General features: G+C 34.0%; 15 protein-coding genes. 5 read left to right on the top strand and 10 right to left on the bottom strand.

Annotated elements, in window-relative coordinates; all coding sequences use genetic code 11:
* Positions 1-100: 100 nt before the first annotated feature.
* Together ACFSTE_RS19180 and ACFSTE_RS19175 are read left to right on the top strand one after the other, a co-directional pair.
* Positions 101-1,405 (top strand): dicarboxylate/amino acid:cation symporter, encoded by a 1,305-nt coding sequence (locus tag ACFSTE_RS19180; RefSeq protein WP_176030057.1) that lies wholly within the window; start codon positions 101-103, stop codon positions 1,403-1,405.
* Between the two features lie 623 nt (positions 1,406-2,028).
* A complete protein-coding gene (locus ACFSTE_RS19175) occupies positions 2,029-2,211 on the top strand; it encodes a hypothetical protein (protein WP_378255163.1) in 183 nt (60 codons plus the stop codon).
* Positions 2,212-2,259: 48 nt separating this feature from the next.
* Here the strand turns inward: ACFSTE_RS19175 and ACFSTE_RS19170 are convergent, their stop codons facing one another.
* From ACFSTE_RS19170 to ACFSTE_RS19155, 4 genes are all read right to left on the bottom strand, one after another.
* Complete coding sequence (locus ACFSTE_RS19170; protein ID WP_378255161.1) at positions 2,260-2,676, bottom strand: thiol-disulfide oxidoreductase DCC family protein; 417 nt, start codon at positions 2,674-2,676, stop codon at positions 2,260-2,262.
* A 39-nt stretch (positions 2,677-2,715) separates the two neighbouring features.
* The gene (locus tag ACFSTE_RS19165) at positions 2,716-3,531 is read right to left on the bottom strand and encodes a sugar nucleotide-binding protein (RefSeq protein ID WP_378255159.1); all 816 of its coding nucleotides are present in this window, start codon (positions 3,529-3,531) and stop codon (positions 2,716-2,718) included.
* A 107-nt stretch (positions 3,532-3,638) separates the two neighbouring features.
* Positions 3,639-4,721, bottom strand: coding sequence for a glycine cleavage system aminomethyltransferase GcvT (gene gcvT, locus ACFSTE_RS19160; protein WP_378255157.1), 1,083 nt, complete (start codon positions 4,719-4,721; stop codon positions 3,639-3,641).
* A gap of 186 nt (positions 4,722-4,907) precedes the next feature.
* Positions 4,908-5,480, bottom strand: a complete 573-nt coding sequence (locus ACFSTE_RS19155; RefSeq protein ID WP_378255155.1) for a hypothetical protein — start codon at positions 5,478-5,480, stop codon at positions 4,908-4,910.
* A gap of 113 nt (positions 5,481-5,593) precedes the next feature.
* Here ACFSTE_RS19155 and ACFSTE_RS19150 point away from each other — a divergent pair, with 113 nt between their 5' ends.
* Positions 5,594-6,484, top strand: a complete 891-nt coding sequence (locus tag ACFSTE_RS19150) for a M28 family metallopeptidase (RefSeq protein WP_378255153.1) — start codon at positions 5,594-5,596, stop codon at positions 6,482-6,484.
* Between the two features lie 42 nt (positions 6,485-6,526).
* Here ACFSTE_RS19150 and thrC read toward each other — a convergent pair whose 3' ends face one another.
* The 4 genes from thrC to ACFSTE_RS19130 all read right to left on the bottom strand — a co-directional run bounded on the left by thrC (position 6,527) and on the right by ACFSTE_RS19130 (position 11,617).
* On the bottom strand, positions 6,527-7,816 hold the full coding sequence (gene thrC, locus ACFSTE_RS19145; protein WP_176030064.1) for a threonine synthase: 1,290 nt from the start codon (positions 7,814-7,816) through the stop codon (positions 6,527-6,529).
* A 6-nt stretch (positions 7,817-7,822) separates the two neighbouring features.
* The gene (locus ACFSTE_RS19140) at positions 7,823-8,746 is read right to left on the bottom strand and encodes a homoserine kinase (RefSeq protein WP_176030065.1); all 924 of its coding nucleotides are present in this window, start codon (positions 8,744-8,746) and stop codon (positions 7,823-7,825) included.
* A 68-nt stretch (positions 8,747-8,814) separates the two neighbouring features.
* Positions 8,815-11,259: a bifunctional aspartate kinase/homoserine dehydrogenase I gene (gene thrA / locus ACFSTE_RS19135; protein WP_378255150.1), complete on the bottom strand. Its 2,445-nt coding sequence runs from the start codon at positions 11,257-11,259 to the stop codon at positions 8,815-8,817.
* Positions 11,260-11,365: 106 nt separating this feature from the next.
* Positions 11,366-11,617, bottom strand: coding sequence for a hypothetical protein (locus tag ACFSTE_RS19130; RefSeq protein WP_176030067.1), 252 nt, complete (start codon positions 11,615-11,617; stop codon positions 11,366-11,368).
* Between the two features lie 185 nt (positions 11,618-11,802).
* On the opposite strand from ACFSTE_RS19130, the gene ACFSTE_RS19125 reads away from it, so the two are divergent.
* Together ACFSTE_RS19125 and ACFSTE_RS19120 are read left to right on the top strand one after the other, a co-directional pair.
* Positions 11,803-13,344 (top strand): NAD(P)H-hydrate dehydratase, encoded by a 1,542-nt coding sequence (locus ACFSTE_RS19125; RefSeq protein WP_378255147.1) that lies wholly within the window; start codon positions 11,803-11,805, stop codon positions 13,342-13,344.
* A gap of 113 nt (positions 13,345-13,457) precedes the next feature.
* On the top strand, positions 13,458-14,321 hold the full coding sequence (locus ACFSTE_RS19120; RefSeq protein WP_176030069.1) for an anti-sigma factor: 864 nt from the start codon (positions 13,458-13,460) through the stop codon (positions 14,319-14,321).
* A 60-nt stretch (positions 14,322-14,381) separates the two neighbouring features.
* On the opposite strand, the gene ACFSTE_RS19115 is transcribed toward ACFSTE_RS19120, so the two are convergent.
* Together ACFSTE_RS19115 and ACFSTE_RS19110 are read right to left on the bottom strand one after the other, a co-directional pair.
* A complete protein-coding gene (locus tag ACFSTE_RS19115; protein WP_176030070.1) occupies positions 14,382-15,278 on the bottom strand; it encodes a site-specific tyrosine recombinase in 897 nt (298 codons plus the stop codon).
* 69 nt (positions 15,279-15,347) lie between these two features.
* Entirely contained in the window at positions 15,348-15,929 is a 582-nt protein-coding gene (locus ACFSTE_RS19110; RefSeq protein WP_378255145.1) for a porin family protein, read from the bottom strand.
* Positions 15,930-16,259 lie beyond the last annotated feature (330 nt).

Genomic DNA, 16,259 nt, shown 5'->3' with positions numbered 1-16,259 from the left:
ATATTGCGGTAATCTTAAAAAAAGGTTACCGCTTTTGTTTTTTAATTTATATCTTGAACGCTGTTTTTACAAAAAAATAATAAATCGATAACAAAATTATATGAAAAAACTGGCATTACATTGGCAGATTTTAATAGGAATGGCTTCGGGAGTTTTATTTGCTATTCTATTATCCAGATATAGTTGGGGAGCGGACATTATTAAAGATTGGATAAAACCCTTTGGTACCATTTTTATAAATGCACTAAAATTGATAGCGGTTCCTCTTATTTTAGCCTCATTGATTAAAGGAGTTTCTGATCTTAAAGATATCTCTAAATTATCTAAAATGGGAGGGAGGACAATCGGAACCTATATTATGACAACCATTATTGCGGTTAGTATCGGATTGTTAGTTGTTAATATAGTGAAACCTGGAAATACGATTACAGATCAAACAAGAAATCAGTTGATCGAAAGTTATAAAGGGGATGCAGGGAGTAAAATAGCCGCAGCAGAAAAACAAAAAAGTGCAGGTCCTCTACAAGCATTGATAGATTTAGTACCTGATAATATAATAAAAGCATCCGGAGACAATAGAAATATGCTTCAGGTGATTTTCTTTGCTATCTTTTTTGGGATTGGATTAATTCTGATACCAGAAGAAAAAGCACGACCTGTCAAAGCATTTTTTGATGGCTTTAATGAAGTGATTCTCAAAATGATTGATTTGATTATGTTGGTCGCACCTTATGGAGTTTTTGCTCTTTTAGCAGCACTTGTTGTCGAATCTCCCAGTACAGATTTGTTTAAAGCACTAGCACTCTATGCAATATGTGTTGTCGTTGGTTTGTTATTGATGATTGGGGTATATATCTTTTTTGTATGGGTAGTTACTAAAAGACCTCCGATTTCTTTTATTAATGGAATCTCTCCAGCCCAGTTATTAGCCTTTTCGACTAGCTCCAGTGCAGCTACATTGCCTGTGACAATGGAACGGGTAGAAGAGCACCTGGGAGTAGAAAAAGAGGTGACTAGTTTTGTCCTGCCAATCGGAGCAACTATCAATATGGATGGGACAAGTTTATATCAGGCTGTAGCAGCAGTTTTTATAGCACAGGCCTTCGGAATGGATTTATCATTTACTACACAACTGGGAATTATTGCCACAGCAACATTAGCATCTATCGGTTCTGCCGCTGTACCAGGAGCAGGAATGGTTATGTTAGTGATAGTATTGGCACAAGCAGGAATCCCGGAAGCAGGTTTAGCATTGATTTTTGCTGTAGATCGTCCTTTGGATATGTGCAGGACAACTGTTAATGTTACAGGAGATGCTGCTGTATCTATGATAGTCGCAAAATCAGTAGGGAAATTAGGCGAACCCAATGTCAAAAATTGGGATGATAATTACCAGGAAAAATAATTGATAATTTGACGCAACGCATTCGAAACATTTGAATCTAATAGTAAATTGCCTCAGTGGAAATACGGGAGGTATTCTATTATGAAATGAATTTTACGTTCGAGAGAGTTTCTATAAAGATCATATCTCGGCTGGAGTTAAAGTAAAAATGTTTTGAAATGAGAGACTCTTATTTAGTTTTTTTAATTCTTTTTTCAATTTTATTAATTATTAGTGTTTTTAATGGAGATGAGGATATTAATGAATATGTATAAATAGTAAATAAACGTTGACCTAACTTTTTATGAGTGCTTATAATTAAGTATGAATAAGGAATTATGAGTTATAGTAAAAAAGCATATAAAAAAGCTTCTGGAATTATTCAGAAGCTTTTTTTGAGCGGGGTGATAAACATTTCTTAAAGAAAATTATTTGTGTATTATAAAAACGTTTTTTCTTGATCTTAAATAGTTGATAATCTGTATGTAAAGATGTTTAAAAAGGTGTTTTTTACGGTTTCTTACAGAAAATCAATTGAAAAAAGGGGGAAAACCCCTATTTTATTTTAGTCCAACTCCCCTTAACTTGCGGTATAAATTAGCATACTTTTGAATAAAGATTTACAGACTCTTAAACATAAAACCATGAAAAGACTATTTTTACCCTTAGTGTTACTGACAGTAGCAGTTATCTGCCTCAGTGTAGTACATATAGATAATGTCAATAAGATAAATACCGAATCAGAGAAATTGCGAAAAAAGTATCAAGTAAAATCGGGAGAGCAACAAGTAAATAAAATAGAAACCATTGATGCAGAAGAAAGCTAAGTAGACAATTTTAGCACAACCGTCTTATAACCAACCAATCTTTCCTTTTTAATTGTCTATAAATAATGCCTTTAACTGCGGCGTAGGTATCATACAAGAATTTTTCTTTCCAAACCACTTATACCTGTTTTTAGCAATCAAATCATACATCCAATCTCTAAAAAACTTCGGTAAAATAATACCAGCGTAGATTAATGGATATGCTCCGGATAAATGTTTAGCAATATGAAGTGCAGCAGAAGATTTATGATAATAAGCCACTCCGGGATCAATAAGAAGAATAGAATCCAGTTTAGTGGCATCGATATTACGCTCTTTGGCTAACTGAATTCCTATATCACTTTGTAGCGATGCATATCTAAACATATCATTTTTATCATGCTTAATGATAAAATTTACCGCATTATTACAAAGGTTACAAACCCCGTCAAAAAGTATAATTTTTTTATCGTTTGGAATAGCCATATTCTATCTGTGTAAAAGTACTATAAAGATACGAATTATTTATTTCAAAAGCGAAGCATTTATAACTTGCTGAATCGTGTTGATCAGGTTTTTAGGAAGCATGTTATCTTTAGGAAGTACAGCCAGGTATCGATCATCATTTGAATCAAATACTTGCTTGAAAACAGGGGTATTTAATCCGAGAAAATCACAAATTTCTTTAATCAGATCATAATGATAGGTAAGGTCCTTACTACCCAGGTGGAATATTCCTTTTTTGTTTCTGTTTATTATATAGTGGAGTTGTTGCGTGAGTTTATTAATTGAGGTAGCATTGATAATTACATTAGGAAAAACTTCAATAGGAACATTAAACTCATGTTGCTGTTTTAATAGTTCTATTCTAGGGCTCCCAGCTCCGAAAATCATAGGGATCCGTACAATTGTATGAATATTATTAGGCAATCGCATGATGGCATTTTCTACTTTTATTTTATAACGCCCATAAATGCTGTCACTCAATGTTTTATCAAACTCATAAGAAGGATAATTCGTAAAAGAGTCAAAGACATTAGCACTCGATAGAAAGATAAATTTGCAATTGTTTTTTTGAAGCCAAAAGAGAATTTTTAAGTGAGTTTCCCAGAGTGAATTGAAATTTCCTCTGATGGCAGATATAAGCACTGTAGGTTTAAGGCTATCAAGCAGGATTGTAATATCCTCTTTTTCTATGTCTAGCTGAAAAAATTTTTGATTCTTATCATAGAAACTATTATCTGTACAATAAGTAGCATATGTATCATAATATGGACAGAGCTCTTTGTATAAAGCATTGCCTATAAAACCACTACCTCCTATAATAAGAATACGTTTCAAAAATATTAGATTTAATAACAAAAAAGAAGTTTCGAGAATACTGAATATGCTTCTTTCTTCTCGAAACTTACTAAAATACGATTATATTTATAACAAGAATTTGTTAATTAGCCTTTGTAAAAAGGAAGTTTAACAACCGTTGCAGGAACTACTTTTTTTCTTATTTGAATATTTACTTTACTTCCTGCTGCCGATAATGATTTAGGGACATATCCGAGTCCAATTCCTTTTTCCAGAGAAGGAGACATAGTTCCAGAAGTAACCTCTCCAATAGCACTACCATCAGCGTCAACAATGTCATACCCTTGTCTTGGAATCCCTTTTCCATCCAATTCAAAAGCTACTAATTTTCTGGAAACACCTTCTTCTTTTTGTTTAGCTAAAGCTTCTGAATTAACGAAGTCTTTAGAGAATTTAGTAATCCATCCTAGTCCAGCTTCTAAAGGAGAAGTAGTGTCGTTAATATCATTACCATATAAGCAGTAACCCATTTCCAGACGTAAGGTGTCTCTTGCTGCTAATCCTATAGGTTTGATACCGTATGTTGCTCCCGCTTCAAATACCTTGTCCCATACTTGTTTTACGTCTTTGTTTTTACAGTAAATTTCAAAACCACCACTACCTGTATATCCGGTTGCAGAGATGATGATATCTTTAACTCCGGCAAATTCATTCACTTCAAAAGTGTAAAATTTCATGTTTGTTAAATCTACAGAAGTTAACGATTGCATTGCTTCTGCAGCTTTAGGTCCTTGGATAGCTAATAAGGAGTACTCTTCCGACAGATCACTCATTTCTGCTCCCATTGTATTAAATTGACTAATCCAGTTCCAGTCTTTTTCTATATTAGAGGCATTGACAACTAATAAATATTCTTCTTCAGATTTTCTGTAAACAATAAGATCGTCTACAATTCCTCCTTTATCGTTTGGTAAGCAACTGTATTGTGCTTTTCCATCGACCAATTTAGACGCATCATTAGAAGTAACTTTTTGAATGAGTTCTAAAGCGTTAGGACCTTTAATTGAAAATTCTCCCATATGAGACACATCAAAAACTCCAACGCCATTACGAACAGTTTCATGTTCTATATTGACACCTTCGTATGAAACAGGCATATTATATCCTGCAAACGGCACCATTTTAGCACCTAAGGCAATGTGAGTTTCTGTCAATGCAGTATTTTTCATGTTGTTGAGATTTTATAACTTATTTATTGTCTGTCAAAAATTTATTGCCGAAAGTAGCAAACTTTGTATTGCTATACAATCCTTTTTATGCTTAATACACAAAATATCAATAGTTGTATAATATGATACATTTTTACAAAAACAATGATAGGATAATAACCACGAATAAAATGATAGTAAATTCCCTTACTTACAGGGGGTAATGGGAGTTATATGTTCTAGGGTACTCCATATTTTATGATTGATATGTTGGGGGGATACATTAAACTTTATGTAGTGTTTTTTGATAGTTGGACAATAAGAGTGTGTTACTATCAGGTTTAATTTGATATTCTTTTTTGTGATAAAAGCATCATGAGTAAGTACTTTTCCTATGTAGGTGTGTTCATCTACTTTTTCAAAAAAAGCATTGGTTTTCTGCTTATCTAGTTTATCAGGTGATACCATGTCCATTAACCCAAAAAAGTAAGAGACCATTTCTGTTTCTAATTTTTTTGCAGAGAGTTTCGGGTTTTCATTGAGAGCCCATAAAAATGTATAGGAAAAGTATTCCATGGATTGGGCATCTTTCCAGCCTGGAGCAAATCGGATGTCCGAAATTCCTGTATATTTTAGATCTGGAGCAAACTCAAAAGGAAATTCTAAAGTCTCTGTTTTCCAGTTAATTGGAGTCGATAGTAAATGTGATGGGTTTTGTTCTTTGCATTGAATGAATAAAGTAACAATACAGATAAATGGTATAATTTTTGAAGTTGACATGTATGACGATATTATTTATTATAAAATAAAAGTACTAAATTGTAGTATTATTTTATTCTTTTATAAATTTGTATCTTAAAAAAGGGAAAAAGGTTTAAAGCAAAATGTTTAATATGAAAATGTGTGATTATAAGAAGGTACTTTTACTATTATTGATATTATTGTTTCAGTTTTCTTTCTCTCAGGAGGGGGGAACCAAGTATGAAGCTGACATTATTAACTTCCAAAAAGAAGTTGTTGCTAAGCTTACGGGACATAAGCCTATAAAAGGTAAAAAGAAGTTAACAAGTAGAGCGAGTTCTTCAGAGAGAAAAATAACAGCAGATTTTTTGTTTAATTCATTAAAAGATATTGGATTAAGTCCCAAGCGACATTCCTATGATGCGCAGGACAGTAAAGGAAAGCAATATAGTGGAGTAAATGTATATGCAGAAATAGAAGCTACAAATGGGAGTGATGAATATGTAATTCTAACAGCTCATTATGACACGGCAAAAGGAAGTCCGGGAGCCGTACATAATGCTACTGGAGTAGCTCTTATGTATTATGTAGCAAATAAATTGATGGGACTTTCTGAGAGAAACCGCAATTTTATGATTGTATTTTTTGATCAGCAAGAAGCAAATATGGCTGGTTGCAAAATATTTTCAAGTAAGTTGAAGAAAGATGAAACAAAAGTACATTCCATGCACAGAGTAGATTATATTGGATGGGATAATGATGAAGATCGTGCTATTGAATTATTAACATCGAATATAGGATTAGAATCCTTGTATAGAAGTGAAGCAACAAGACCTGTGTTTAAGCGATTGGTTGCAACACCAGAAAGTAGAGTTTTTTCTAATTTAGGTTTTGAAACAATAACAATTACAGCCGAATTAAAAAACGGAGATAACTCGCCATATGCGCATCAAACAGCAGATAAATATACGACGGTAAACTTTTTATACCTTGTGTATGTCTCAGAGGTTGTTTTTAAAGTAATGAGGTCATTATCTTATTAGATAAATTATATTACCAAATAAAATAGAAAAAAGTTCTTACTACTATTGTAGTAAGAACTTTTTTAATTCATCATAACTTTTAATATGAATACTTTTTTTCTCCTTATTCATCACTTTTCTTATCTGGGTAGGAATCTCTACAGTAGTATTAATAGTTGATTCTACGGTATCCAGGAACTTGACAGGGTGTGCAGTCTCTAAAAAAATTCCGTATTGATTGTCGGTAAGCGTATGTTCTTTTAGTCCCATATACCCAATGGCTCCATGTGGATCTGCAATATACTTAGTAGTATTATAAACTGCTTTCATAGTCGCTTTTGTTTGTTCATCATCAAAGCTATATGCAGAAAAATCATCCTTTAGTTCATGGAAATTGTTATTGAACAATTGTTGTATTCTTACAAAATTACTAGGATTGCTTACATCCATGGCATTAGAAATAGTTGCTTTGGATGGTTTTGGATCATATTTTTCGGATTGAAGATACCTAACAACTGTATCATTAACATTGGTCGCAGCTATAAAATGTTTTACAGGTAATCCAAGTTTGTTCGCAACAATACCAGCACAAATATTTCCAAAATTACCACTTGGAACAGAAAAAACGATTTCTTTTCCTTTCTGTTTAACTTGTTTATATGCAAACATAAAATAAAACAATTGAGGAAGCCATCGGGCAACATTAATTGAATTAGCAGATGTTAGTTGTTTTACAGAGGAGATTTCTTCATCTAAAAAAGCGGTTTTCACCATATCCTGACAATCGTCAAAGACTCCTTCGACTTCTAATGCCGTAATGTTCTGACCGAGAGTTGTCAATTGTTTTTCTTGAATATCGCTTACTTTTCCAGAAGGATATAAAATAACAACATCCACACCTTTTACACCGAGAAACCCATTTGCTACAGCCCCTCCTGTATCTCCTGATGTTGCAACCAGAACAGTAACTTTATTGTTGTTATTTTGGTTAAAATACCCAAGACAACGCGCCATAAAACGGGCTCCAACGTCTTTAAATGCCATTGTAGGACCATGAAATAACTCAAGGGTTCCTATATTATCTTCAATTTCTACTACCGGAAAATCAAAACTCAGTACATCTTTGAGAATATCTCTTAATTCGGTTTCAGGGATTTCATCTCCAATAAACTGCTTAATTGATTGATAGGCAATTTCTACCGTATCTAATGTTTCAATATTTTCAAAGAACGAAGCAGGTAGTGGTTGTATGTTTTCTGGAAAATAAAGCCCTCTGTCTGGGGCTAACCCTTTTACAACAGCTTCAGCAAAACTTACAGAAGGTGCATTGTTATTCAGACTATAGTAATTCATGTATTTTTAATTAAGTATTCGTATTCCCTGATCGTTAATTTTTGATACATGAATATCAAAATCAAGACCTGTTTTAGTATAGATTTTTTCAATTTCTGAGGCTACTTTTTGAGCCGTATCGATCCCTTTGCATAAAGAAAATATAGAAGGACCGGAACCGGAAATTCCAGCGCCTAATGCGCCATTGGATAGGGCAGCTTCTTTCACAGTTTGGAATTCAGGAATTAGAATAGATCGCAATGGTTCTATGATTACATCTTCTAAACTTCTTCCTATTAATTCATAGTTTTCGGTAAATAAACCAGTAACTAAACCTCCGACATTACCCCATTGATGAATTGCTTTAGTCAATGGGACAGTATGTTTAATAACCGATCTGGAATCGGAAGTTTTTACTTCGATTTGCGGATGAATTACTGTCATAAATAAATCCTGGGGAGTATTCAGCTTTAAGACATCCAAAGGAGAATAACTTCGTACAAGTGTAAAACCTCCAAGAAGGGCAGGAGCCACATTATCTGCATGTGCATTTCCACTGGCTAATTTTTCTCCTTCCATTGCAAAAGAAATTAATTCAGTAGGAGAGAAAGGGCTACCCAGTAGTTTATTTACAGCCCATACTGCTCCTGCACTACTAGCTGCACTACTACCAATACCACTTCCTGCTTTAATCTTTTTGTATATCTCGATGTGAATACCGACATCCTTACCTAATTTTTGCAGGAGGGCCTCTACAGCTACTCCTGCTACATTTTTATGAGTTTCCATGGGAAGGTCCGCACCTTCAATTTTCGTGATTTTAATACCAGGTTCTGCTACTTTTGAAATAATCATTTCATCACCTACCGTATCGAGGCAGCATCCCATGACATCAAAACCACAGGAGAGGTTGGCTACCGTTGCCGGAGCAAAAATTTTTAGAGAATCCATTATTGGTCTTGTGTTTTTAAATCCATATTTATTAGTACTTAAACGCTATTTTGGGGATTCGCATTTTTTTAATTTTTACCGATTCGGATAATATCTGCAAAAATACCAGAGGCAGTTACATCAGCTCCGGCTCCGGCTCCTTTGACAATTAATGGTTGTTTTGGATAACGATCTGTATAGAATAAAACGATGTTATCACTTCCTTCCAGATTGTAAAAAGGATGGTCTGCTGGAATATACTCCAGACCTACTTTTGCTTCTTCTTCAGAATATTGAGCGACATATTTCAATCTGCAGGATTCTTTATTTGCCTTCTCCAGAATGTTTGAAAAATGTGCCTCATTAGTTTTTAATGAATCAAAGAAGAGGGGGACATTTTCTGTATCCAGACTTTCCTGAGGTAAGAAAGCTTCTTTCTTAATATCTTCCAGTTCCAAAACACGACCACTTTCTCTGGCAAGGATTAAAATTTTTCTTGCAACATCAACACCACTCAAATCTATTTTAGGATCTGGTTCTGTATATCCTTGTTCCTGTGCTTCTTTTACTACATCGTGAAAAGAAACTCCTTCTTTATAATTGTTGAATACAAAGTTTAAACTTCCGGATAAAACAGCTTGGATTTTATGAACATGATCCCCAGAAGCAATTAAATTATTTAAGGTATCAATAATTGGTAAGCCGGCACCTACATTAGTTTCATATAAGAAAGGGGCATTGAATTTTCTGGATAATTCCTGTAATTCTTCGTAATTAACATAATCGTCTGCACAAGCAATTTTATTGCAGGTTACTACAGCCATACTCTCAGCTAAGTATTTTTTGTAAACTCTGGCAATATTAGGATTTGCAGTATTATCTACAAATATAGAGTTACGCAGGTTCATTTCTTTTGCTTTTTCAAAAAATGCATCAGCATTAGCTTCTTCTCCCTGAGCCAGTTTTTCTTCCCAATTACTTAATTTAATTCCTGATTCGTCGAAAATCATTGTTCTTGAATTAGAAATAGCAACTACCCGTATTTTTAATCGAAGTTTATTTTTTAAATACTCTTTTTGCTGGCTTAATTGTTCCATTAGTTTACTACCTACATTTCCTACTCCGGTAATAAACAGATTCAATTGTTTTGTTTTGACTTCAAAGAATTGTTCATGGAGAATGTTTAGTGCTTTTTTTACATCCTTTTTTTCTATAACTACAGAAATGTTTTTTTCTGATGCTCCTTGAGCAATTGCTCTGATATTTACATTGTTTTTGCCAAGTGTGCTAAACATTTTTCCACTTAGTCCCTGGTGTTTATACATATTATCACCTACCAGTGCGATAATGGCGATATCGTTTTCTATTTTTACAGGAGCTAATTTGTGCTTGGAAATCTCAAATTCAAATACACTATCTAGTGCAGCTTTTGCTTTTGAGGCTTCTGATTTTTCAATAGCCAGACATATAGAATGCTCAGAAGAGGCTTGCGTAATTAGAATCACATTGATGTTTTCTAAAAACAGTGTTTCGAACAATCGCTTAGAAAATCCGGGAATGCCTACCATGCCACTTCCTTCCAGTGATAAAATAGCGATATCATCGATATGGCTGATTCCTGTTACAGCTTTTTGACTTCCAGCCAATTCACGCGTTATTAAAGTTCCGTTATTTTCAGGATCAAAAGTGTTTTTTATAACAATTGGAATATCTTTTTCTAAGATAGGATGTATGGTAGGAGGGTAGATTACTTTTGCACCAAAATGGGATAGCTCCATAGCTTCCTGATATGTGATATGTGCTACAGGTTTTGCTTGTTTTACTAATTTTGGATTAGCAGTGTACATTCCACTTACATCTGTCCATATTTGTAATTCTTCTGCATTAATTGCAGCTGCTATTATAGCAGCAGTAAAATCAGACCCACCTCTACCTAATGTAGAAGGTTCTCCTTCTTTTGTTCTGGATATAAATCCTGGAAATAAAGTGATTTTATGTTTGTTATTCGTGTGTAATGAATTGATTCTGGCATTGGTTTCTTCATAATCTACCATTACTTTTTGCTGATCTCCTGTAATAATAAATGCTCTGGAATCTTGTAGACTACAATCGATTTCCTTTACTTTCATAGCTTCTGCAATGATATAGGAGGACAATAGCTCTCCGAATCCAGCAATAACTGCAGCTGTCTTTGGGGATAACTCTTTTAGTAAAAAGATTCCTTCGCATATGGATTCCAGCTTATTTAATTCTGATCGAACCTTACTGATTATAGCACTTTGAGAAACAATAGGAATAAGCCCTTTGACTGTTTCCATATGTCTCTCATCAATAGTTTTTAAGGTGTTTTTGTAATTATTATCATTGGTAGAAGCTTCATTCCCTGCCTGTAATAACAAGTCTGTAATGCCTCCGAGAGCAGAAACAACAACATATACTTGTTGTTTATTTGATTGCTCATTAATAATTTCGATGACCTTGTCTATCGTTTTTGCATTTGCTACTGAGGAACCTCCAAATTTTAGAACCTTCATGATTATGTATGTGTGTTGGTGTTTATAAAATTATAGTTTGCGTTTCGGCATTTCTTTTTAGAATTGCGTACTTCTTCTCCGGTGGTGATATGTATACAATAAACCCCTAAGGGGTAATAGTTGTAATAATAGTAGAAGTAGTAATGCCAAATGTATGAATAGAGCAGCCCGTAGTTGCTGTGGTAGCAACTTTTGTAGCGATATTAAATTCCGATATGGAAAGACTGCTTAACATTTGTTTTTTATAATTTCTTGGATCAAAAGTATAATTTTGTTCTTTTGTGGCAAAATAAAAAGAATGACTTTCTTTTATTTTTATTAATTCGATAAAGAATTGATTGATTTTTTTGTTAATCAATAAAAAAGTCTAAAATTCAACAAGAAGAGACTTCTTTTTCTTACTGAATGTTTTATAAATTGAAGAAAAAAAAGCTATTATTGACATAGTAAAAGGGAATAAAAAATAAATAAAGGAATTAAAAATAAGATATCAAGGACTCAATTGATCATATCAGTGAGTAAAAAAATAATATAATTATTAGGATGAAGATATACTCTCCAGAACAAATGAGAAAAGCAGACGAAGCTACGATGCAGACACATCAGATTAGTTCGTCTCAATTAATGGAACATGCAGCTACACAAATTTTTAATTTGTTACATCAGCGATTACAGGGGGCTCCTATACCTATTCATGTATTTTGCGGGTTAGGAAATAATGGAGGAGATGGTTTGGTAATCTCCAGATTGTTACAAGAGCACGGGTATCATGTTAAAACATATATAGTTAATTTTAGTGATAACCGATCTGCATTATTTTTGGAAAAATACGATCGTCTCAAAAGTGTATCAAAGGAATGGCCTATTCAGTTAAAATGCGAAGAAGATTTTCCTGAAATCAGAAAAGAAGATATGGTCATAGATGCCATTTTTGGGATAGGATTGAATAGACCGATTGTTCCCTGGGTAACCTCTTTGATCAAGCATATTAATAACTCCAGATGTTTTACATTATCAGTAGATGTCCCTTCGGGCTTGTATTCTAATAAAGCACCTGATGATAGAGAAGGAGTGATTTATGCATCGGTAACGGTAACTTTTCAATTACCAAAATTAGTCTTCTTCCTGCCAGAGACCGGACAGTATACCCAAGAATTAGAGGTGATAGATATAGGTTTGGATAGAAATTTTATTATGAGTACTCCGGGAGTTGCTGAGTTAATTAGTAAAAATGAAGTGTTAGCATTGTACAGACCTAGGCATAAGTTTGCTCATAAAGGATCTTACGGTCATTCTTTATTGATCGGAGGATCTTATGGAAAAATAGGTAGTGTTCAGTTAGCAACCAAAGCATGTTTACGATCAGGAGCTGGTCTGGTAACTGCATATCTGCCGGAATGCGGATATGATAGTCTGCAAACTTCAGTTCCGGAAGCAATGGTTATTACCGATGAAGAAGACGATTATCTGACAAAGATTACGTTAGAAAAACACTATAATGCAATTGGTATTGGAGTAGGAATGGGGACAGCCGAGAAAACAATTGCTGCTTTTGCAGATTTCCTGGGATCAAATAAAAGTCCTTTGGTAATTGATGCGGATGCTATAAATATGATAGGAATTGCTCCTGAACTATTAGAAAATATACCTCCTAAAACGGTTTTTACTCCTCATCCCAAAGAGCTACAACATCTTATAGGAACCTGGAAAGATGACTTTGAAAAACTAGAAAAGACCAAAGAATTTTCGAGTAAATACGACTGTGTTGTAGTAATAAAAGGAGCGAACACAATTACCGTTTATAAAGAAGATTTGTATGTTAATACTTCGGGTAATCCAGGAATGGCTACTGCAGGATCAGGAGATGTGCTGACAGGAGTTATTATCGGGATGATTTCTCAAGGATATGATCCGGTTACGGCAGCAGTCTTTGGAGTGTACCTTCACGGAAGTGCAGGAGATATTGCATTACAACAAAGAGGGTACCAAGGATTAATTGCAGGTGATATTATAGAACATATAGGACATTCGTTTATAGAGCTTTTTAAGGCACCTCCTCAACCACAACAACAAGCGCAGACTTAAAAAGAGTGGTTTTAATAAAGAATTATGTTAATAAATACAATTTTAAGATTTCAATAATGTTATAAAGAAGAACAATATTTATAACTTTGAAAGTGATAAAAAAAGCGAAAAGGATGATACAAAAAATCAAATCAATTACTCTTGCCTTATTAGCAGGGGCTGTAGTAGCATGTTCTGGTGATGATGATAGTGCACCGCCAACCGCTACTTTGACACTGGATACTATTGGATTAGAAGCATTGACAGGAGGTACTTCTTATCAAGGATGGCTGGTAGTAGAAGGAAAAGTGGTTCCTACAGAAAAATTTACAGATCCTGCTGGAAAAAAGACGTTTACGCTCTTGGCTTCAGACCTGGAAAAAGCTACTGAATTTTCTATAACAATCGAGCCAGTAGGGGATTCGGATAATACTCCGTCGAAGGCTAAAATATTAAAAGGAACTTTTTCTGGAAATTCAGCACAATTAGACTTTAACTCCGTTGTAGGGAATTTATCAAATACATCTGGAGAATTCTTTTTGGATACCCCAACAGATACTGATCCATCAAATCAGGAATTTGGGATTTGGTTTATGAAAGGTTCGGGAGCTGGATTGGTATTACCAGAATTAGGAGAAGGATGGCGATATGAAGGTTGGGTTGCATTTGATAATGTAACAGTTTCTACAGGGACCTTTTCCAAAGTAGATGTTACCGATGATGCTAATTTTTTTAAAGGATCAGGGGGGACAGTTCCAACTTTTCCGGGAGAAGATTTCCTAGTGAAACCAAGTCAGATTCCATTGACAGGAATTATTTTCCCAGCTTCTGTAGTAGGAAAAAAAGTATATATAACAGTCGAACCTTATGAAGATAATGATCCGAAACCATTCTTTATAAAACCACTAAGTGGAACTGCTGGACTTACTGTAGGATCAAATAATCCTGTGCAGATGTCTTCAAATAATGCGGTGCCTACGGGAAGAGTTACCCGATAATTAATACTTTCAAAAATAGTTTAGAAAAAGATCACTCTTGTATTAATAGAGTGATCTTTTTTATCTTCTGGGATGATAGGTGTTTATGATTTCTGTGAGGTGAGTACGATCCATGTGCATGTAAATCTCAGTAGTAGTGATACTTTCATGCCCTAACATTAACTGGATAGCTCTAAGGTCAGCTCCGTTTTCCAACAGATGAGTAGCAAATGAATGACGAAATGTATGTGGGCTAATACTTTTCTGAAGCGACGTTTTCTCTGCCAGACGTTTGACAATTGTAAAGATCATAGCCCGGGTTAATTGCCGACCTCTTCTATTTAAAAACAAAATGTCTTCATGACCTTTTTGTATTGGAAGATGCACTCTTGATTCATTCTTGTAGATGGTTATAAATTTTTGAGTAGTCTCCCCAATAGGGATAAACCGTTGCTTGTTTCCTTTACCAATAACACTGATATAACCTTCTTCAAAAAATAAATTGGATAACTTTAGGTTTGTTAATTCGCTAACTCGCAATCCGCAACCATACAGTGTTTCTATAATTGCTCTGTTTCGTTCTCCTTCTGCAATGCTTAAGTCGATTGCGTTTATCAGCATGTCTATTTCTTCTACAGATAAGGTGTCTGGAAGTTTTCGTCCTATTTTAGGGGCTTCGATTAATTCCATTGGGTTTGTCTCCCGGTATTCTTCAAAAACTAAATAATTAAAAAAGCTTTTGAGACCTGATATGACTCTGGATTGAGACCTCTCATTTAGGATTTTGGCAATTTCATAGATAAACTGCTGGAGAATTTCTTTTTCAATAGTGATTGGACTTACTTGTAGCTTTCTGTTTTCTAAAAAGATAAGCAGTTTTTTTATGTCCAGGGAGTAACTATGAATTGAGTTTTCGGATAATCCTCTTTCTATTTTTAGATAATATGTATAATCTTTGATCGCATGTTCCCATTTCATCGGACTAATATATAAAAGAAAAACCACCTTAACTAAGGTGGTTTTTTCTATTACTATAGTGATGTACTATTAGAACTTGTATACAAGACCAAAATTGATATCATCAAGGTTAACACCAATATTAAAATTATCAGTAGATTCTGCTCCACTTACATCTTGCTTAAATGTACGGTAGTTTAATGCACCCCATGTAGCCTCGATAGCGAAGTTTTTGTTTAAGAAATAGTTTACTCCTGGAGCAAATCCAATTCCAAATCCGTTAAATTTAGTATCTCCATTTCCTACTTCTACTTTTCTAGTGTTATAGTCTAATTCTAATTCCGCAAAAACAGAGAATTTTGTAGCAGGAGTAAAGTAATAACGTCCAAATGCACCAATAGTGAATTCGTTAGTTTTGATTTCAGGATCAGTACCATTTTCCTGTTTTCTAGAAGTGAATCCTAATTTTGCTCCTGCGGCAATATTTTCTGTAAGAAAGTATGCAGCTCTTGGAGAAAAGTTAAAAGAGTTGTCTTTTACATCTCCAGTAGATTCAGAATTAAATCCGAAAGACCCTGATACGAAGCTACTCCCTTTAGTAAATCCTTCTTCCTGAGCATTCGCAAATGTAAATGCTAAAACTGCTAGTGCAGTGAACATTAATTTTTTCATAATAAGTAATAATAAAGTTTATAATTTACAAATCGAAGCTAGGGATTCCAGAAGAATTAAAATGTGAAAAAAAGTCTAAAATTCCCATTTTAACACAGTTGGATTTCTTTTAAAAAGATGAAGATTTTGATGTCTTTTTTTTTAATATAAAATTGCTTTTTTGTTAATATTACTATGGTTTTTCGCATTTGTTAAAGAAACTGCATTTTAGAGGAAAGGTGTAATTTTTTTGATTTTGAAGAATTTATAAAAATTAAGTTTTTTTTAAGATTTGTTGCGATGTTTTCGAATTTCTGTAGGTACAATTTTTTATCATTTTTAATAAAATAG

Origin of the sequence: Aquimarina hainanensis (assembly GCF_042684685.1) — a bacterium.
In the GTDB taxonomy this organism is placed as follows: Bacteria; Bacteroidota; Bacteroidia; order Flavobacteriales; family Flavobacteriaceae; genus Aquimarina; species Aquimarina hainanensis.
This window is presented reverse-complemented; position numbering and strand designations above follow the sequence as displayed.